The sequence below is a fragment of the Microbulbifer maximicatervae (SeqCode) genome (assembly GCF_052467385.1).
This window is the reverse complement of record NZ_CP174311.1, coordinates 4226583-4246730: the sequence shown is the minus strand read 5'-3', so window position 1 is coordinate 4246730 and position 20148 is coordinate 4226583. Positions and strand designations below refer to the sequence as shown.

Annotated in this window: 16 protein-coding genes; 9 read left to right on the top strand and 7 right to left on the bottom strand. The window is 48.1% G+C overall.

Going from position 1 to position 20148, the window contains the following annotated elements; translation table 11 throughout:
- Window positions 1–221 precede the first annotated feature (221 nt).
- From ACJJIR_RS18090 to ACJJIR_RS18075, 4 genes are all read right to left on the bottom strand, one after another.
- Window positions 222–1793, bottom strand: coding sequence for a PepSY domain-containing protein (locus ACJJIR_RS18090; protein ID WP_444906390.1), 1572 nt, complete (start codon window positions 1791–1793; stop codon window positions 222–224).
- A 40-nt stretch (window positions 1794–1833) separates the two neighbouring features.
- Window positions 1834–2604, bottom strand: a complete 771-nt coding sequence (locus ACJJIR_RS18085) for a TonB-dependent receptor domain-containing protein (protein WP_444906389.1) — start codon at window positions 2602–2604, stop codon at window positions 1834–1836.
- A 60-nt stretch (window positions 2605–2664) separates the two neighbouring features.
- On the bottom strand, window positions 2665–3948 hold the full coding sequence (locus ACJJIR_RS18080; protein ID WP_444906388.1) for a TonB-dependent receptor plug domain-containing protein: 1284 nt from the start codon (window positions 3946–3948) through the stop codon (window positions 2665–2667).
- Between the two features lie 204 nt (window positions 3949–4152).
- On the bottom strand, window positions 4153–4404 hold the full coding sequence (locus tag ACJJIR_RS18075; RefSeq protein ID WP_444906387.1) for a hypothetical protein: 252 nt from the start codon (window positions 4402–4404) through the stop codon (window positions 4153–4155).
- 1440 nt (window positions 4405–5844) lie between these two features.
- Between ACJJIR_RS18075 and ACJJIR_RS18070 the strand changes: the two genes are divergently transcribed.
- The 4 genes from ACJJIR_RS18070 to ACJJIR_RS18055 all read left to right on the top strand — a co-directional run bounded on the left by ACJJIR_RS18070 (window position 5845) and on the right by ACJJIR_RS18055 (window position 10775).
- Complete coding sequence (locus ACJJIR_RS18070; RefSeq protein WP_413664422.1) at window positions 5845–6282, top strand: hypothetical protein; 438 nt, start codon at window positions 5845–5847, stop codon at window positions 6280–6282.
- Window positions 6283–6745: 463 nt separating this feature from the next.
- Window positions 6746–7939, top strand: coding sequence for a hypothetical protein (locus tag ACJJIR_RS18065; RefSeq protein WP_444906386.1), 1194 nt, complete (start codon window positions 6746–6748; stop codon window positions 7937–7939).
- 270 nt (window positions 7940–8209) lie between these two features.
- Window positions 8210–9049: a hypothetical protein gene (locus tag ACJJIR_RS18060; protein WP_444906385.1), complete on the top strand. Its 840-nt coding sequence runs from the start codon at window positions 8210–8212 to the stop codon at window positions 9047–9049.
- Between the two features lie 94 nt (window positions 9050–9143).
- Window positions 9144–10775 carry a hypothetical protein gene (locus tag ACJJIR_RS18055; protein ID WP_444906384.1) on the top strand — a complete coding sequence of 544 codons (1632 nt, stop codon included), beginning with the start codon at window positions 9144–9146 and terminating at the stop codon, window positions 10773–10775.
- Between the two features lie 171 nt (window positions 10776–10946).
- On the opposite strand, the gene ACJJIR_RS18050 is transcribed toward ACJJIR_RS18055, so the two are convergent.
- Window positions 10947–12104, bottom strand: coding sequence for an NAD(P)/FAD-dependent oxidoreductase (locus tag ACJJIR_RS18050; RefSeq protein WP_444906383.1), 1158 nt, complete (start codon window positions 12102–12104; stop codon window positions 10947–10949).
- 102 nt (window positions 12105–12206) lie between these two features.
- Here ACJJIR_RS18050 and nadA point away from each other — a divergent pair, with 102 nt between their 5' ends.
- On the top strand, window positions 12207–13259 hold the full coding sequence (gene nadA / locus ACJJIR_RS18045) for a quinolinate synthase NadA (RefSeq protein WP_444895159.1): 1053 nt from the start codon (window positions 12207–12209) through the stop codon (window positions 13257–13259).
- A 68-nt stretch (window positions 13260–13327) separates the two neighbouring features.
- Here the strand turns inward: nadA and ACJJIR_RS18040 are convergent, their stop codons facing one another.
- Window positions 13328–14836 (bottom strand): M48 family metalloprotease, encoded by a 1509-nt coding sequence (locus ACJJIR_RS18040; protein WP_444895158.1) that lies wholly within the window; start codon window positions 14834–14836, stop codon window positions 13328–13330.
- Between the two features lie 207 nt (window positions 14837–15043).
- On the opposite strand from ACJJIR_RS18040, the gene ACJJIR_RS18035 reads away from it, so the two are divergent.
- The 3 genes from ACJJIR_RS18035 (at window position 15044) to ACJJIR_RS18025 (ending at window position 17626) form a co-directional block, all read left to right on the top strand.
- Window positions 15044–15322, top strand: coding sequence for a sulfurtransferase TusA family protein (locus ACJJIR_RS18035; protein WP_444906382.1), 279 nt, complete (start codon window positions 15044–15046; stop codon window positions 15320–15322).
- Between the two features lie 23 nt (window positions 15323–15345).
- Window positions 15346–16431 carry an AI-2E family transporter gene (locus tag ACJJIR_RS18030; protein ID WP_282934585.1) on the top strand — a complete coding sequence of 362 codons (1086 nt, stop codon included), beginning with the start codon at window positions 15346–15348 and terminating at the stop codon, window positions 16429–16431.
- A 91-nt stretch (window positions 16432–16522) separates the two neighbouring features.
- Entirely contained in the window at window positions 16523–17626 is a 1104-nt protein-coding gene (locus ACJJIR_RS18025) for a phosphoribosylaminoimidazolesuccinocarboxamide synthase (protein WP_444906381.1), read from the top strand.
- Here ACJJIR_RS18025 and ACJJIR_RS18020 read toward each other — a convergent pair.
- Complete coding sequence (locus ACJJIR_RS18020; RefSeq protein WP_444906380.1) at window positions 17623–17766, bottom strand: hypothetical protein; 144 nt, start codon at window positions 17764–17766, stop codon at window positions 17623–17625. The genes ACJJIR_RS18025 and ACJJIR_RS18020 overlap by 4 nt on opposite strands.
- Before the next feature lie 20 nt (window positions 17767–17786).
- Between ACJJIR_RS18020 and ACJJIR_RS18015 the strand changes: the two genes are divergently transcribed.
- A complete protein-coding gene (locus ACJJIR_RS18015) occupies window positions 17787–20147 on the top strand; it encodes a marine proteobacterial sortase target protein (protein ID WP_444906379.1) in 2361 nt (786 codons plus the stop codon).
- Window position 20148 lies beyond the last annotated feature (1 nt).

Sequence of the window (20148 nt, the reverse complement as noted above, 5' to 3'; positions counted from 1 at the left end):
TGCATGTGGAAAATAAGCTGTTGTAGAAACTTTTAGCTAAGATAAAAGTCAGTTCGAGACAGTAAAAACACCTTTATCGATAATTGTGGTTAATACTTGAGCTTAAAAGGGGGCGTGTATAGCCTTTGGGTTATTCTGCCCTATAAGTCTCTCAGTCAAGGGTAGATCCTGGGCGCAGGGGCTGCTCTTGACCGAGAGTTTTGCTTGAGAAAAAGCTAGTTCTAATTCGAGGCTTTAATGTAGCCAGACGCTTCCTGTGGGGGTAGGCTGGAACCAACCCTCCTAGCTCTTGGCTTTCTGCGTGCTAAATAAATAGCCAATCCAAAGCAGGACATTGCAATTAAGGCGAGTAATGTAATTACAATCAATATGTCACGCTTTTCAGCTCCTATTAATGGGCGTAAAAAATTCCACTTGTGAAGCAGTGAAAATGAAAGTGATTCCAATCGGTCAATCTTTCGATTTTGGTCAACTAAAATACCTGTTACTGGGTCAACAAAATACCTGCTACCGGCTGGGTCGTTCAAGTCGACCTGCCAAACTGGTAATCGTTTATTGCGGAAGTCATAGTTTGGGCCAAAGTGTGTAACCAGCTTGATTTCATCAATTTTACTATTGTCGATTGTATTGCTATTAGATTGGATGAATTGTAGAGCTAGTTCTTTGGCCAAGTCCTGATCCTTAACCGACTCTTTCTCCCCTGTTTGAGCGTTGATTAAAGCTGATGATCTTTCCAGAGGCAGTCCGCCAAAGCGTGCTTTACGCTGTTGGTAATTGGACATTGACTCTTCAATCGGAACGCTAATTCCAAGTCGATAAAGTGGTTTTTTATCGATGGACTGATTGAGCGAAATAGCATTTAAATGCGCTTTCTTAGGAATGCTACTCCCTATGCTATGCCGCCACTGAGCCATCTCGCTTTCCGCAACTGCAAAGTTTTCCAGTTGCACAGGTTCAAGCAGTCGCAAGCCTGAAATGGGTTGTATGTATTCTGCCTGTAATAAATGATAAAACCCGCTTGCTGACCAGCCAAGTAATGGCAGCCAAAGTAGGTAGCCGAGGCGGCGATGCCAGCGTCGATTAGACTTCGGAATTTTGCGGCTGGGGAGTGCAAAAATCAGATAGAGTCCCGTTGAAGCTATCACTACAAGCGTCAACATAAATAGTGCAACAGTGAGCACACGCCCATGGCCGGTAGTATCTAGCCAGCTCCAGGTATGTAGCGCTCTGAAAAATAGTTGAGTTTTGGCTTTAAAACTATTGTTTAAAGCAGCTAAGGCACCTGTTTCGGTGTAGATAAAAGCTTTGAGTAAATTATCGTCGGCGGCAATGGTCACCTCATAAACTGGCAGCAGGCGATTAACTCGCGGGTAATCAGTGCTAAAGCTCTCCTTGAATTTAACATCAATAATATTTTCTTGTGGTAAGTCCAAGTAATGAGATGTGAGCCACTTTGCTTGTGCTATATCATGATCAAACAACTCACTTCCAGTTTCAAGGTTGAAATAACGCCTTGGACTGTTATCAGCTTCTGTAATCTGCAGTAGATTACCCTCACTTGAAGGAACAACTTTAGCGATAGCCACCCTTTCAATAGGCAGCTTGTCAACAATTTTTTCAAGTTTATATAAGGTCTCTGCATTGGCTTGAAACGTGGGTGGCATTGTATTTTTGGCTTGCGGACCAAACCAAGCCATTATTGGATGGAATATTCCAGACAAAGACCAAGTTACAACACCAAAAAAAGCTATCCAGGTTAGGAATCTGTGCCATCTAATGAATTGCAGTTTCATCAAGCTACCTCGCTTATGTATTTCCTACTGTGAGGGGCTATTAAAAGTTAGTGCTGACACCAACATAGAAGGCGCGACCTTGACCTGGAGTAAAAACTGAATTACTGGAAGCCATACTAAGATCTGATACTGTTGACACATTTGAGATATATTTTTCGTCGGTTAGGTTTTCCGCAGATGCAAATAAGTCGATCGCTTCGTTTATCGAGATACCGGCAATAATGCCAATTAATTCATATCCCGCAGTTCTTTCAGTGTTGGCGTAGTCAACGTAGGCTCCGTTGGCAATATGTCGCAAGTTAATGCCTGCATACCACCTGCCATTGCTCGAGTATTTCAATTCGCTGGCGTAGATTGATTGAGGTATTCCAGGTAACTTGTTATCCCCTCTATCCGGATCATTATCAAAGCAAAAGTCGTTATAGTTATAGATGTTCCGCCAGAGAATATTCTTATTTATTTGTATATCGAGACCAAGCTCGACACCTTTGTGTAGTGTGTTACCTCTTGCGTTTTCTGTACTTGTTGTTTCGCCGCTAAACCCGGACTGCCCAACGTCTACAAATTCGTTGCTAATTTCACTGTGATAAATAGATGCGTCCCAGCTTACAATACCTTTCTGCCCGCGAGAGCCAACCTCAAAAGTCAATGACTCTTGTGCATCAAGAATTGTAAATGGATCCGCTCCACCCGAAGTTAGATCAGTTATTCCTGGTGGCTCATAACCTTCACTCACATTAGCGTATAGCTGATTTTCATCTTGTAGGGTATAAATAACACCAAGACGCCCATTGAATTTTTCGAAGCTCAACTTACCGGTGTCATCTTCCGGTCCACCCGTATCCTGAGCGGGGTCAGAGTTAAAGATATTTTAGTTTTCTCTGACGCTACTAATATATTGAGCTCCTGCGATTAGGTTAAGTGACTCGCTTAGGGAAAAGTCTAGCTGTCCATAGATGACAGTATTCGTCGCATTCCGATCATCTTTACTTGATAAATCCCCCTTCTTGGCAGTTGGTGTTGGGCTAAAAGGGCCCTCAGAGTACGCAAACAGTTCTGACTCATTGTTACTTTCAGCATGGGTTATACCTATAACCCAGGAAATATCAGTGATATCCAGTTGGAAATCACCAGTAATATCAGTAGATATACCAAACTCCATTCCGCTTTGCTCAATGATGCCGGCATATGGTGTTATAGCGTGATCCAAATATCTTGTTGCTAGCCAAGCCCCGGCTTCAATAGTGAGCGAATCCAGTGCAAAAACTGTTCGATTTGATAAGCGAAATACATCAAGGTTTCGATCCATGTCGCGTTCAATATTTGATTCTGGCGACATGTCAGGATTGCTTAGTGCTTGGTCGTGTGTCAAAGAGCCAGCCAGCTCAAAATTGTCTTGCAATGCGGTTAGGAAAAAGCGAGTTTCTAAGTTGTCACTAAATTTGTAGCCAACATTACCAAAGCTATAAATACTGTCGACTTCGGAATGTTCTCTAAATCCACTGCTATTTAGTTTGGTTACCGCACCGTAATAATCAAAAGCGTCATTTCTTCCTTTAGTGTTAATACTGGTTCGGTATGTATCGAATGACCCGCTTTCCAACCTTATATTACTTCCAGCTTTTGACGTAGCTCCCGTCGGTGTTACCACATTGATTGCACCTCCCAGTGAAGCTGCACCATAACGAAGGCCGTTTGATCCTTTATAGATCTCGATATAGTCAATAGATAGTGGATCTATTTCTTGATACTCGGTGCTGCCACTGGCACGTGAAATCGGTACTCCATCACGCAATACAGTAATTCCTCGGCGTTCATAAGTAGCATTCGCAGCGGATCCCCGAATAGAAATTCGATTGTCACGCTGCGCTGAAGTGTCTGCGTAAACGCCGGGTGTGAACTTCAGCGCGTCACCAATACTCTGCGTAAACTCAACTAAATAGTCTTCGGCACGAACCAAGTCAACTCCCCCTGGAACACGCTGAAGGTTATGAATTGCTTCACTTGCAGAGTGTGCAGATAGTGAATTATCGATATCAGCTGTAACTACAACCTCCTCAATTGACTGGGATTGATGATCTTGGCCTTTAGCTTGAGGCGCGCTACTGATAGCAATAAGTGCTAAGGAGATGAGCAGCTTTCGAGTAATTTTCATGTATAGGTATCCTGTCGGAACGCTATGTAGCGTGCCGATAAAATAAATTAGATGCTGTAACGCAGACGATATAGCGGCAGGCACAGGTGCTCTGATACTAGATTGGTAGTATCTACGAGCAAGCTGATTTGCTTATATCGAATGCCTTACTGGCTTCATGATTTGGGCAGGCGTAAACGAGCCCAAAAAGTGAAGAGCAAAGACTTAAATTGTGGACAAAGAGGTGAAGAAGGGAGGAGCGCGCTGCTGCTGTTTGCGATGTAGGCTGGCGATTACTTCCTCAGCCAAGTGTCGCTGCTGGATATAGCGTGTTTTTGACAGGCTAGATAGATAAGGGGTAGATAAAAATGTTACTTCGGAATTTGGCTTTGCAATACCAAACTTGCAGTCCAGCTGCCAATTACCTTCGGCATGGTGATCATGATCTGTACTCTCAGCAACTTTATCGGCTGACATACTCGCCATCTCATGGTGTATATGTTGATGATGGGAGTGGTGATTCTGCTCGCTCTTTGTACCGCTGCTTAATGGCTTTTGATTATGTCCCTGATGAATAATCGCCATTACTTCTGGTGAGACGCCACTAGGACAGAGTTTGATAGCTGTACCATCAGTAGCGATCGAGGCTGGCATGTACCCAGTGGGAATCAACGCTTGTACCAAAAATAAAAACAACGCTATACGAGGCAGTAGGTTTCGTGCGCCTCGTGATTGTTTGGTTTTGGTAAAGTAGCAGATTGACAAAGCTGGTACTTGCGAAGTGATAATTTGAGGCGCATTCTGCTCTACTTATTGAGAGTTATCAAGGGCTGGGAGTTGCTTTCTATGGTAAAAATACCATTGCCGTTGGCAACCTCGATCTCTAGTAAAAAATCTGCTGATAGGTTTGGCATGATTCTGCTGGATGATTTTTGGTGGCTGGTTACCCAATTCCACATTCGTATATTGTTCTTGGCAGACAAAATATTTCCATACTAATTGATATTGGAGGAGTCGAGTTTTAGTGGCAGTAAATAGAGGCTTGTCGAACCTGTTTTGGATAGAGTGGTGAGTCGTTATGCAAAGTTATGGTTGGTTTAGTGAGATATTTCCAAAACAAGGCTAGTATAAGCTTTATATCTCGACTTTTAATCGGTTGCTCAAGGTATGAAGCCAAGTGCGACCAAAAATTCCTTTCTTATAGTTCTCAATGTCTGGTTTTCTTGGTTCTTCCCTGAATGCACTAAACCTGCCACTTCTATTCTTTGTAAAACTTTATACCTAGTTATTGGGTACTTTATTCCCATGGATGGCTTAGATTATATTTGTAGTATTGAATGAGCCATCAACTTGTCTTCTGACGCATTGGTAGGAATTTGAAGCCAGTTAATGCTATGAATCTAGTTTCAGAGAAATAAGGATGCAGTCTTTGGCGTTGCTACCTCCTCAAGCATTTCGTGCCACCAATTATGGTGGATACTGCTTACCTTGATGTTGCGGATTTAGTTTCTAAGGAGCCTCTGAATAACTCCGTAATGCCTCTGCGGGTCTTGAAGGTTGCAGATGTTAGGCGCAGCTCGCCGCGAATAGCGTAGCCCTTTGCAAGAGCTGCAACGCAGCAGCTGTGGCCTTCAAGGCCCGCCCTTCGGGGCTTGCAGAGCGATTCACACTCCGCGTTGCGACCTCTTGAAAGGTCTAGACATTCCTGCGAAGCCGCGCCTTGATTGTGAACCGCTATGCATGCCAGAGGTATCACGGAGTTATTCAGAGGCTCCCTAAGTAGTGCGGTTCGATCTGTGTAGGTAAAGGAGTTGGTTTTTGTAAGAGATATTTCTAATTGTCGGCCCGAGTTTTTCTCTATAGCAGCAGACGGTCGATTCTACTTTGCTGGCCACACAAATTGGCCAAATGAATCAAATGGACGTTAATCAAAACTTAGGCGTCAGCTCAAGTTTGATAGTTGGTGCTCAGGATGGCATAGGAAATGTCGCAGCCCTGGATCAGCTAGGTTCGGTTAGCTTTCTTGTGATGGAGCTGTTGCAAATGGCTAATGACAATATGGCGCTCCTGGAACAGGTGTTTACGGTTGAAAATTCAACTATGATTGTCGACCAGTTTGGTGATATGAATATGTCTACGCTGGATCAAGGAAATGCCTTCTTTACCAGAGCTACAGTGTTGCAAACCGGCGACTCCAATGATGTAAATATTGATCAGAACAATATCACTACGGGTGTTGCCACAATATCCCAAACGGGTACATTGAATATGCATGTTACCTCTCAAGCGGGTACCGCCGAGACGGCAATAGCGACACAGTCTGGAGTAAGTAATACCGGCACAATTTTACAGTAGCAGTCAGTTCTTTGATTTCTGTGCTGCTAGGTTCTGATCTGTGTGGCACAGAAATTTAATCCCAAACTTTGTTCCTAGTTTTTCCCCACTTCCTTCTTATAGCTGTATCGCCGCTTATCGTTAACTCTTACCCAGTAGTTGGTCGGCCCATGATCAGCGATTTGAGAATAGTTTCTAAATATTCAGTCGTTCATTATCGCAAGTGACCTTGTGCCAGTGCATGTCAATTCCTCTTGGGATTTGTTGTTCGCATAATTGCCTGTGTCAATTTTATTGCCTCAGCGCTCGGGTTTGGCGAGCTTTAACACTTCTTTGGTGGATACTGCTGTTTGGAGTAGGGATGGCGCTAAATTGGATTTTGCGCATGCCTTACGCCGACATGCCTATTGGTATCGATGTTGTTGATGAGGCCCTCTAGTTTGAGTCCCAAGAAAAGCTTGAATAGTTAATGAAGGATTGAATTATGAGGAAGTTGAAGCCTGTTGCGTTAGTTATTTTGACCACAGCGAGTGGAATCGCGATGGCCAGTAATAATACGACGTTAATAGATCAGCAGGGAGTGGGTAATACAGCGAATGCCAATCAGGTTGACCCTACGGCTATAGGGAACCTGATAGATGTCACCCAGATTGGCGATGGTAATTCTTCGTCATCGACCCAGGCGAGCGATGCCATAAGTAACACCATGACCCACTACCAAGAGGGTGATGGCAATATGGCTGAGTCTTTCCAGCAGTTTATGACTGAGTCAAGTTCGTTGGAAATTAATCAGATTGGGAATAATAACGATACGACAGCGGAGCAACTTGAGTCACTTGGTTCTACTCAGGAACTAAATCAAGCTGGGGAAATGAACTTTATGACCATCACCCAGACTGATACTGAAGCATCCAGTATCGCGGTGAATCAAACTGGGGATATGAATGATGCGATCATAATGGGGCAGGTCTTCGATATTTTGGGAAGTGATGTCATCCTAAATCAAATTGGCGATGACAATATGGCCCAGATTTCCCAGCAGAGTGTTGTTGAGTTTAGCTCTGTGTCAGCAGATCAGCTTGGCAACCAGAATAACTTTGATAGTGAGCAATTAATGGGGGTTTTTAACTCTACCGTTACTGCTATTCAGTCAGGCGATATGAATGACATCGAGTCCGATCAGGAAAATGGAGTTACTTCAAGTACGGTCCTTATTGCCCAAACCGGTACCAGCAACTTTGGTGGGGCACTACAGCAGAATGGTGTTGCCAATAGTACTGTAAGTGTGACTCAAGTAGGGGATGGAAACTTTGGTGGCGGCGTTCAGGATACTGGTATAGATGCCAGTGTTGGTATAGTGAGCCAATCTGGTACTGCGAATATGGGCGTTACCCAGCAAGCTGGGGGAACTTCTTTTGCCTCTGCAACTGTTACTCAGTTAGGGTCAATGAATGATGCGACGTTGGGGCAAATCACTGCCACCTCAGTTACGGGCTCCATATTTCAAAATGGCACCAGTAATATTGCCGGTGTTCTCCAACAGGGAAATATGCTCAGTGTGGCGACAACTACTCAAATCGGTGATTTGAATCAACATACAACATCGCAAATGCTAGATTCACAAACTGCAATCGCAACGCAAAATGGTACTTCCAATATTGGATTTATTTTTCAATAGATTTCATTGGGGCTTTGCGATATCAGTATGAATACCGGCAGTTGTCGTGTATCTGCAAAGTCCCAGTTTTTCTTTTGTGTTTTATTCAGTCCTATATTTGAGATATGAGCGATTTTTTAGGGAGTTGCATGTTCTCTTCCTATTGACTCTCTCCTGTCTGGTTTGGCTTTTAACTCTAATTTAAATTGGCTTAGATTATTTTCTGGGATGCTTTGCTACGCCTGGACTTTAAACAGAAGGGGTGGAATTTATGTACAAGGGATTAGTTAAATGAGAATTTGGACTTCAGTTACTGCAATAGCTGCGCTCACTTTCAGTGGCCATTCTATGGGCGGCAATAATACGACAGATATTGATCAGGACGGTGTTGGGCATCTGGCAACAGTGGACCAGTCTAATCCGACCAGTACCAATAATACCGTCTCGATAACTCAAACAGGGGATTCCCACCAGGCATCGGTTTTACAAGGTGCCCTTACAGATTTGAACACGGGCACGGTAGAGCAATCGGGTTTGATGAATGAGGCGATTCTGGAGCAAATTGCAGAAGTCTCAGAAAGTACGGCTCTAATTAGTCAATCTGGCGATGGCAACTTGGGTTGGGTGGTTCAGGATGACTTTGTTGTTGCAGGTAGTGCCTCTGTTATCCAGTCCGGTTCAAATAATGAGGGTATTGCTGCCCAGGTGGATGTTGGGGGGATACAGGGAACTGTTGCTGTTACTCAGACTGGGACAATGAACTTTGCACAAGCAATCCATGAGGATTTTGCGCTTAATAGCACTGGGCTAATTAATCAACTTGGGAGTGAAAATAGTGCCGAGTTATTTCAGGGGGACCTAACTGAGTCAAGCTTTATCAGCGTCGAGCAAGATGGAACTCTCAACGAGGCATTGGTAGGGCAGGGCTTTGCTCTTTTCTCCTCTATTACCACCTTCCAGAGTGGTGATATGAATTATGTAGAAGTCTCTCAGTTGGGACTAAGTACTGGATTGGCCACTGTCTCCCAGATAGGTTCTTCCAATATTCATGTCACGACACAAACAAATGATGGGCAGGTGGCTATGGCTTCTCAGGTCGGAACCGGTAACCAGGGAAATATTATTCAGTAGCTGTGGTGGGTTTCAGGTAGAAGTATTTATTTTCCAAGAATATTGGCTATGGCTCAAGTTCTTGGATTCAGTTTGTCTTTGAAAGGGACTTTCGATGAGATTTATGAAGCTATTGGCTGCTGCGGTGTTGGCAGTAGCTCACTGTGGAGCAGCTGCTGACAATAATGTCACAGAGGTCGCCCAACAAGGCTCCCTCAATATGGCTGCCTCAAGCCAGGTAGATCCTACTGTTATGGATAACCAGATTGTGGTTATCCAGGAGGGGGCGGGAAATATTTCGAACGCGATGCAACTGGACAATACGATCAATAGTTTGATTGCCCATATACAAGTTGGTGATAACAATGAAGCGACATCGACGCAGGAGATGAATATTAATGCTGCTAATAATACGATTAATCAGCAGGGAGATCTGAATCAGGCTGAGTCCACACAGGAAAATACGGTTGAATCTTCAAGTTTAACGACCAACCAATTTGGTAATTCTAACAGTACAGATCTCAGTCAGGAGCAGGGAGTTACCCAGAGCTTGGTACTAATTAATCAGATGGGAGATATGAATGATGCGGAAGTTCCACAAGGAGATATCGTGGATAATAGCTCTGTGGTTGCGACCCAGTCGGGAACTGATAATGAATTTGAGTCCAGGCAGGATAACCAGATTAGCTTGAGTATTGTAACATCAATCCAGATAGGCTCCTCAAATGTAACCGAATTGGAGCAGGAAGATATCGTTGATAACAGTTCTATTAGTGGTAGTCAAAATGGAGATATGAACGATGCAGATGCACAACAGTCGACAGTGATTTCGGGCAGTACCATTATTGTCAATCAAGTTGGCGATGATAATGTTTTGGATGTCGATCAGTTTAGCAATATCACTTCATCCACTGCGACTATTACACAGCTGGGATCCTCAAATGATGGCGATATAATCCAAGTTTCGGCTGTTAATTCGACTACTGCAAGCATAGTTCAATCAGGTATAAGCAATCAGGCGGATGTAGATCAGGAAAATGGGGTTACAGGTAGTTCTGCTAGTGTCACCCAAGATGGTACTGACAATGGATTGTTTGTAGATCAAGAAGATCAGGTTTCCCTGAGTTTTATCACTGTAAGTCAATCTGGAGATAATAACTCCATCGGTGTGGATCAAGAGGGGGATATTTCCTCAACAGTTGCGACTGTTATACAAAGCGGAAATATGAATGAAGTAGATATTAATCAGAGTAATTTTTTAGACTTTACAACAGCAACAGTGACTCAAATCGGAGACAATAATAACGCCCAGTTGATGCAAATAGATGGACCTATTTCATTGAGTACGATAGCGGTGGATCAAGGTGGTTCCACTAATATGGTGACTGCGGAACAAGACGGCCTTATTAGTAATAGTGTGATTGATATCACCCAATCGGGAACGGATAATACCGCTGATGTTGAGCAAGATACATTGGTTGACCTGAGTAGTGTGACTACTTTGCAAACTGGTACATCAAATTTTCTGATGGTATTACAAACGGATGTCACATCATCCAATATCACCATTACCCAAGATGGAAATATGAATACGGTTGATGTCAGCCAAGCTGGGGTTTTCAGTAGCGCCAGTACCACCTCTCAAACAGGTACTTTAAATACTCATACCACCACTCAAGTGAATGATTTCCAAACCGCACTGGCAACACAGCTGGGTACGGGGAATATGGGTATGATTATTCAGTAATTCGGACCGTAAAAGCTAAGGGGAAAGATTACCCTGGGGTTTATATTGAACCTGATGTAGGTGATTGGTAGATAAATACTATTTCTACTTTATCACTTCAATAGCGTATTCTTTCTGCTTTCGTTGTGATTGTTTGAGTTAAACAGAATTTATCTTCCAGTGGGTAAATAATTAGAAAATCATTTTTACGATTACTTCTCCGAGGTATAGTGAAGAGGTCAGTCCGGGGGATTCAATTCCAAAAAATGCCACTAACTGAGATTTATCCGATAGGCTTTTGTGATAAATCTGGAAATCACCAGCGGGGTGGCCCCTGCGTACAATTTTGGAGCGAATGCCCGCATAGCCAGGCCGTAAAGTATTCTTTGATATTCCAGGCCAGTAGCGACGGATGTTGTCATAAAATGTATTTAGTTTACTCGGATCCACTTGGTAGTTAATGGACTCGACCCATTCCACATCTGGACCGAAGCGCGCTCCTCCGGCCAAATCCAGAGTGAGGTGAATACCCAGACCGGCACTTTCAGGTAGAGGGTAAATTAAGTGTGAAAAAGGCACCTTACTTGACTGGGTAAAGTAACTGCCCTTAGCAAAATACGTGGTGGGAATTTCTCGTTTTATAACTTCGCTATTTATCGTCCCCACTAGCGAGCTTGTGTGGAGGCCTGCGGCCACAATTAGATTGCAGGTTTTCAGTTTGTAGCCATCCTCCATCACGAGTTGGCAAGTGCCGCTGGATATTTCAATTCGCGCAACTTTGCTCGCAAGTATAATTTCTCCTCCCCTGGCTTCCATGGCACCCTCAAGGGCTAGCATCAGGCTGTGGCTATCGATAATGCCGGTTGTCGGAGAGTAAATGGCACCGGCACATTGTAATTCCGGCTCCATAGATCGGGCTTCAGAGGCGCTTAGTAATCGAAGTCCGTCAGCGTTATTAGTATCCCCCTGATTTTTGAGATCTCTCAATTGCGCAAGCTGTGCTTTATCGGTGGCGACTACCAGTTTGCCGAGCTGCTTATGGGGCACCGCGTATTCTTGGCAGAATTGATACAGTATGGATTTACCGTTTACACAGGCGCGGGCTTTCAAGCTGTCCGTTGGATAGTAGAGGCCTGCGTGAATGACCTCACTACTGCGAGCGCTGGTTTCGGTTCCAATGGCATTGTGTTGTTCCAGCACAATCACTTTGTGGCCAGCCCGGCTCATCTGGTAGGCGCAGGCAAGCCCCAATATGCCTGCCCCGACTATCACTGTATCCAATATCTCCATAGAGGTCCTATTGTTGAAATGCGCATCTTCTAGAGCGAACAGGCTGAATTCCCTCGGCATATTTTGCCTGTAACGCCAAGCTAAAATTGCTGTCGAAAGGGTGCGTGGTGGTGTCGTTTCATTGCGCTATAATGCGCGCTTTTCCGCGACTGGAAGTTAGTCATGACTCATAAGTCCATTGCCGCAGACAAGGTAGATTCTCGCTCTTTGGTGCAAGCGCACCTGGCGGAGCCGGTAATGTCTCAATATAGCGAAGAAGAGCTGCAAGAATGGCGCGAGCGCATTAAGCGCTTGTTGAAAGAACAGAATGCAGTATTGGTCGCACACTACTATACCGACCCTTTGATTCAGGCCCTCGCGGAGGAAACCGGCGGCTGCGTTTCTGACTCATTGGAAATGGCCCGTTTTGGCGCTCAGCACTCCGCCGATACTCTGGTAGTGGCCGGGGTAAAGTTTATGGGTGAGACCGCCAAGATCCTTACCCCGAACAAGAAAGTACTGATGCCGACCCTTGAGGCAACCTGCTCCCTGGATCTCGGCTGTCCCCCGCAAGAATTCTCTGACTTTTGCGATCAGCACCCGGACCGCACAGTGGTGGTTTACGCCAATACTTCTGCTGCGGTAAAAGCCAGGGCGGACTGGGTGGTGACTTCGAGTATTGCGCTGGATGTAGTGGATCACCTGGATGCCAATGGCGAAAAAATCCTTTGGGCACCTGACAAGCACCTCGGCGGCTATGTCCAGCGGGAAACCGGCGCAGACGTACTGTTATGGGACGGTTCCTGTATTGTGCATGAAGAGTTTAAGGCCAAGGGGGTTGAGGACTTAAAGGCCCTCTATCCGGATGCTGTGGTTCTAGTGCATCCTGAATCTCCCGCCTCTGTGGTAGCCCTGGCCGACGTTGTGGGTTCTACCTCGCAGATTATTAATGCTGCCAAGACCCGCCCAGAGAAGCGCTTTATTGTGGCTACCGACCAGGGCATTTTTTACAAGATGCAGCAGGAGTGCCCAGACAAAGAGCTAATGGTGGCGCCAACCGCCGGCGCTGGAGCCACTTGCCGCAGCTGTGCTAATTGCCCCTGGATGGCGATGAACTCTCTGGAGAACCTCTGCGGTGTACTGGAGCGCGGGGATAATGAGATCTTTGTGGACCCGGAACTGGGGCGCAAGGCGATGATCCCGCTGCAGCGGATGTTGGATTTCCGCAAAGGTTAGCTCTTGAGGGAGCGGCGGTGAGCAAACAAAAAGAGCGGCCAATGGCCGCTCTTTTTCGTTGGGGGGAGTTACAGCTCCTCGATTCTTTCCTGCATTTTCAACACATCTTTGAGGCGCTGTTCCAGGATGGCATTGACCTGGTAATCGTCTTTTGACATGCGAATTCCATGGCGCAGGTGCTGAATAGCCTTGTCGAATATGCCGTTGAGAATGTAATACTCAGCCCGGGCCTCGTGCACGCCAACAATATCTCCGGCCAATCCGTGGGTCTCCGCCAATAGGTACCAAACTGCCGGGTCTTTCTTCCGCGTACGGCTATATTTCGCCAGCAGGCGCTCTGCGGCCAGGTAGTTGCCGGCTTTAAAGTGGGCATTGGCAAGGCCCATGATTAAGGCGTGGTCTCCCGGATTGCGATCGAGGGCCCACTGCAGGCGCTTGGTGGCACTGCTGTAGTCTTCTCGCAACAGATCGATATCCGCTCGGGCCAGCACATAGGCTGCTTTTGAGGGGGTCTTGTCTAACAGGGGCTGTAGGGTGTCCAGCGCTGAGTCGGGCCTGCCTGCGGCTACTTGGGCCAGGGCGAGGCCGTAACGGGCGGCATCCTCATTGTCATTAATACCATTCAGCTCCGCGCTAAAGCGTTTTACTGCTTGCTGCGGCGTTGGTTCTGTGGCGAGCCGCACTCGGGCGCGCATCAGGTGATAATCCAGATCCTCGCTGGGAGCCACTTTTTCCATACGCTGAGCGCGCAACTTGGCATCGGCAATACGCTTTTCTGTAACGGGGTGGGTCAGGAGAAATTCTGGCGGGCGCTGGTAGTAACGTGTGGCCTTGAGCATTTGCTCGAACATTTCACCGGCGGCCTCTGGATCGCGACCGGATTTGGCCAGGGTATCGATACCGACCCTATCTGCCTCTTGCTCATTCTTGCGGCTGAATCGCAGCTGGTTGTCCAGGGCTGCAGCCTGGGTCACACTCATGGCCGCGATCCCGGCTTCGCCACCGGCGGTAGCCGCCAGAACCAGGGCACCGAGCATACCGGCCAGGGTGGGAATTGTGCTGTTACGCTGTGCTTCCAGGGAGCGGGCGTAGTGCCGCTGGCTGAGGTGGCCCAATTCGTGGGCAACTACCGATGCAAACTGGTCTTCACGCTCAGCAAACAGAAACAGGCCGGTATGGACCCCCATGACTCCACCGGGGACTGCAAAGGCGTTCATGGTTTTGTTGTTTACTACAACAACATCAATTTCTTTGTCTTCCAGTGGGCTGTACTCGGCCAATTCCTTGACCATGCCCTCGACAAATTGCTGGATCAGGGCATCACTGGAGGTGCGAACCTGACTGCGAAAAATACGCAGCCACATTTGCCCCAGTTCTTTTTCCTGGGTGTGGGAGACGACCCCGCTGGTCCTATCGCCCAGTTCGGGGAGGCGGATTTCATCGCTGTCCGCGATGGCAGCAAACGGGACTGCGCCGAGTAACAACCCCATACCCAGGCTTCGCAGTCCTGCGCGAAGTCGATGGAGGATAGCTGGGGGGCGCGTTCGGTGAAGCAGGCTGTTTTTGGAATCAGTCATCTTGATTACTGCTCGGTCTGTCCATGAAGGATCTATAGTCCAACTCTATACGCTACCCCGTTGGACTGTCGAGGTTTGGACTTAGTGGACCATAAAAGGTTCACACTTGCGCCAGGCGGAAAGTTAAAAAGCGTAAAGCCTGCGCGGGTTATGGCGTCTGGTTCGCGCTATAATCCCCGGCAATTCTGGTTTGTGACTAAAAAGGCAATGTCAGTAACTTCTTCTACCAATCAGCCCGATACCCAGATACCGAACTGGGACGCGGCCACTATTGTGGATGCAAGAAATCTGCCCTGCCCACAACCGTTACTGGCCATGCGCCGGGCATTGCGGGAATACCCAGAGGGAACGCTGCTTTGTGTGCTGGCCACTGATGAAGGGTCCTGGCGAGACTTCCACAGTTTTGCATCTTTAAGTGGCCGGTCCCTGCTCCGCGCTGAGCGACGTAATAATACCTTTCAATATTGGCTGTACGCTGGCAAATGAATAAAGATAAATCCCGAGAGTCTATGTTATCGATTGTAAAAGGCTGGGTGAACCGCTACTTCAGTCAGGAAGAAGTGGTGCTTCTGGTTTTAATATTGACCCTGGCCCTGGTGGTCCTGGCGACTCTGGGCGCTGTGCTAGCCCCGGTATTCACCGCGCTGGTGATCGCCTTCCTGATGCAGGGTATGGTGCAAAAGCTGAAGTCTTGGCGTGTGCCACACTGGCTGGCGGTTACCCTGTCTTGCTTGGTGTTGGTGGGTACTATTGTGGCTCTGTTATTTGTGGTGCTACCTATTATCTGGCGTCAGTTGGTGCGGCTTGGGGCAGAGTTGCCCAATATGGTGCAGCGCGGACAGGAGCTTTTATTGTTGCTTCCTGAGCGCTACCCGCGCTTAATTTCGGCCGGACAGATCGATGAAATCTTCAATACCCTTGGCAGCGAATTGGGCGGCCTGGGGCAGACACTGCTGGCCTTCTCCCTTACCAACCTACCCATTTTTGCCGGCTTGCTGATTTACGTTGTAGTGGTGCCGATCCTGGTGTTCTTCTTCCTTAAGGATGCGGAACAGCTGATCCGCTGGTGCACCTCTTTCCTGCCGAAAGAACGTCCTATGCTCCACCAGATTTGGCATGAGATGAATGATCAGGTGGCCAATTATGTGCGCGGTAAGGTGATAGAAATTGGCATTGTGGCTGCTGTCAGTTATGCCGCCTTTCTGTTACTGGGGGTGAACTACGCCCTGTTGCTGGCGGTAGCCGTGGGTTTCAGTGTGCTGATTCCTTATATCGGTGCAGCGGTTGTCACTATCCCCGTTGCGGCTATTGGGCTTTTCCAGTGGGGGTGGAGTAATGAATTTTTATACCTGATGATGACATACGGCATCATCCAACTGCTCGATGGCAATGTACTGGTACCACTGCTGTTCTCCGAGGCAGTTAATCTGCACCCGGTTGCTATAATCCTCGCAGTGCTGTTCTTTGGCGGCATCTGGGGTTTCTGGGGCGTCTTCTTTGCAATTCCCCTGGCGACCTTGCTCAAGGCCATTATGAGTGCCTGGCCCACCCATGAGCACCAGGTGGAATGGGAGGCCCGGCGTAGCTCGGAGTAATTGCCCGATATCTTTCTTTGTCTGTAGGCCGCGGCATTTGCTAGAATGCCGCGCTTTCTTTTATTTGGTCCCTTCAAATAGGTGAGAGCCCATGAGCCTGGCTGACAAAGTTCTAGCGGTCAATAATGACCTGCCAATCCGCACCGACAAGCCTATCCACAGTGGCAAGGTCCGTTCCGTATACTGGCTGAGCGAGAAAGACAGCCGCCGCCTGATTGAGGAGAAGGGCTACCCGGTTTCTCCTGACACTCCACTTGCGGTAATGGTGATTTCCGACCGTATCTCCGCGTTCGACTGTATCTGGACTGGCGAAGGCGGCATGCGTGGCGTACCAGGCAAGGGCGCAGCACTAAATGCTATTTCCAACCACTGGTTCAAACTGTTTAAAGAGCAGGGCCTCGCCGATAGCCACATTCTGGATATCCCGCACCCGCTGGTGTGGATCGTACAGAAGGCGCGCCCGGTTATGATCGAAGCGATCGCCCGTCAGTACATCACCGGCTCCATGTGGCGTTCCTATGAGAAGGGTGAGCGGGAGTTCTGTGGTATCGAGATTGCCGATGGCTTGCAGAAAGACCAGAAGCTGCCTGAACTGCTCATTACTCCCTCCAGCAAAGGCATTCTCAAGGGCATCCCCGGCGTGCCGGAAGCGGACGATGTCAATGTTACCCGCAAGAACATCGAAGACAATTTCGAAGCCTTCGGCTTCCGAAAGGCAGGCGATATCGACCTGTATGAGAAGTTACTGAAAGAAGGTTTCGATTTGATTTCCGCAGAGCTGGAAAAGCTCGACCAGGTCTTTGTCGATACCAAGTTTGAATTCGGCTATGTCACCGATGCCAATGGTGAAGAGAAGCTGATTTATATGGATGAGGTGGGTACCCCGGACTCCTCCCGTATCTGGGACGGCGAACAGTATCGTGCAGGCAAGGTTGTGGAGAAATCCAAAGAGGGTTTTCGCCAGGCGCTGCTCAACTACTTCCCCGATGCCGATATCCTGTTGAACAAAGATCGCATGGATGAGCGCTCGGCTTTAGCTCGTGATAACGAGCTGCCAGAATCTATGCTGATGGATCTCTCTAATACTTATATTGGTATTGCTGAGAAGATTATTGGTGCGAATCTTGATATATCTGATAATCCCAAAGCGGAATTGCTCGAAGTTCTCCGCAAGGATTACGGTCTGGTCGACTAACCTGGATCGAACTGCAAAAAACCGGCGTTTTCGCCGGTTTTTTTATGCCTGCCATAATTCGCCACAATTCCTCCTGTTTTGTGCTCGTATTCCTGCCGCCTTTCGCCCGCTTCCCCCTGTTTAATGACTTCAATATCCAATGAAAAATGGAGAAAAGTGAGTGAACAGGGTGATGTTATTCGGGCAGCGGTTCCATAAAGACGATCTGATGTTGCCGACAGAGGAATACTATCGTCGTCGCCAGAAGACCGGTGGTGCCGGGCGCTGGTTGTTATTTATTGTGGTGGTATTGGCGGTAGTCATTGCTGCAATCGGGGCAGAGGTCAATGCCCAGGAACTTCCCGCTGTGAGTGATGCGATCCAGCAGGAGTTCACCGAGACAGTTACCCTGGATGATGTAAAGGGAGGGGATTTACTTTTTACTGGCAATGAGTCCGGAAAGTATATTCCAGCGGTGCACCTGAAAAGTCAGGTCAGTATTTCCGTGCGGGGTCTGGTAGCGGAAGTAGAGCTTCAGCAGCAGTTCAAGAATACCACTGACGGCTGGCAGGAAGCGGTTTATGCATTACCACTGCCTGAGCAAGCTGCGGTGGCGGGGCTTGAAATTCAAGTGGGTGAGCGCCGCATAGTCGGTAAAGTGCGCGAGCGGAAAGAGGCCTCCAAGATTTATAAGGCTGCTCGTGCGGCGGGTAAGCGCGCAGCTCTTCTAGAGCAGCAGCGCCCGAACCTGTTTACCAATAAAGTGGCCAATATTGCCCCCGATGAGATGGTGCAAATTATTATCCGCTTTTTGCAGCCGGTTAATTATGACGGCGGCGTTTTTTCACTGCGCCTGCCCACGACATTGACCCCGCGCTATATCCCTGGCAAGCCAATACCCTCCCAGGCATTGAACGGCGATGAACAGGAGTTGGTGGCAGAGAGTAGTGGCTGGGCACTGCCCACTGACCAGGTACCGGATGCTGCGGCGATAACTCCGTTTATGCAGCCAGCGCAGGAGCTACAGGCACGGGGTAGCCATAATATTTCTATCGAGGTGGATCTGCATGGCGGACTGCCGCTAGCAAATATCAATAGCCCCTATCACCAAATCGATATTGATAACCGAGGTGATGGTCGCTACCGGATTCAGTTGCGCGATGAAACAGCTGCTATGGATCGGGATTTCTTATTGAATTGGCAACCGCGCGCTTCTGCTATGCCGCGGGCGGCGTTGTTTAGCGAGAAAATCACAGCGCAAGAGGGAACAGAAGAGCAGGCTGGTGCTTATCTACAGGTCATGCTACTGCCTCCCAGCGACGGTACTTCCGCGCAGCATTTACCGAGGGAAGTGATTTATGTGATCGATACTTCCGGTTCCATGTCTGGCAACTCTATTCGCCAGGCGAAGGAGAGCCTTACCCTGGCACTGTCTCGCCTGCACAGTAATGATCGCTTTAACGTTATTGAATTTAACAGTACAACCCGTGCATTTTTCCCGCGCCCGATAGCCGCGAGCGCGGAGAATATTCGCCGCGCGCGTCAGGAAATCGAAAACCTGAATGCAGAGGGAGGTACAGAAATGGCGCCGGCCTTGCGAATGGCATTCGGTCAGCAAATGCAGGACGACACCAGTACCGTTCAGCAAGTCGTATTTATTACAGATGGTGCGGTGGGCAATGAGCGGGCCCTGTTCGAGTTAATTAGCCAATCCCTGCATAAGGCCCGGCTGTTTACTGTGGGTATTGGTTCGGCTCCCAATAGCCACTTTATGCGCAAAGCTGCTCAGTTTGGGCGCGGTACTTTCGTCACCATCGGTGATATTTCCGAAGTTCGCGAGCGTATGCAGGCTCTGTTCGCCAAGTTGGAAAACCCTATGGCTACAGACCTGCAACTCAGTTGGCCCCAGGGCGTCGTCGCGGATGCCTACCCCAAGCGTATCCCGGATCTCTATAACGGTGAGCCTATGCAGTTGGTGGCCAAGGTGCAGGGTGATCTCTTGCAGGGAGATATCCAGCTGCGTGGCCGAATGGCAGGTAAACAGTTTGTGCGCAAACTCGCTCTGAAAGTAGAGAGTGGTAGCGATTCTTCAGGCATCGGCAGTGTTTGGGCTCGCAGCAAGATAGATTCTCTGCGGGATCGGCAGCTTCAGTCTGGAGAGCAGTCGGATGCGGGCCTTGCTCTGCGCGAACAGATTTTACAGATTGCCCTGAGGCATCAACTTGCCAGCCCCTACACCAGTTTTGTTGCAGTCGAAGAGGAAGTTGTACGCAGCGCTGAAGAGAAGTTATCTCGCAGCCCGGTCACCAATATGGTGGCTAAAGGGCAAGTGCTACAGCGCCAGGCCTATCCGCAAACTGCTACAGGTCTCTACGGGCAGTTATTGGCAGCGGCGGTACTGTTGATGTTTGCGGCGATCTTCCAACGCGGTCGGGCCTTGCGCAGCAACTTGACCCGAGCCCTGCGCTCCTTCCTGCGCAGGGTTTTACCAGACCCCCGTCAACCCAGCGGCGCTAATCCTCTGCAACGGGGAGGTGTGTAAG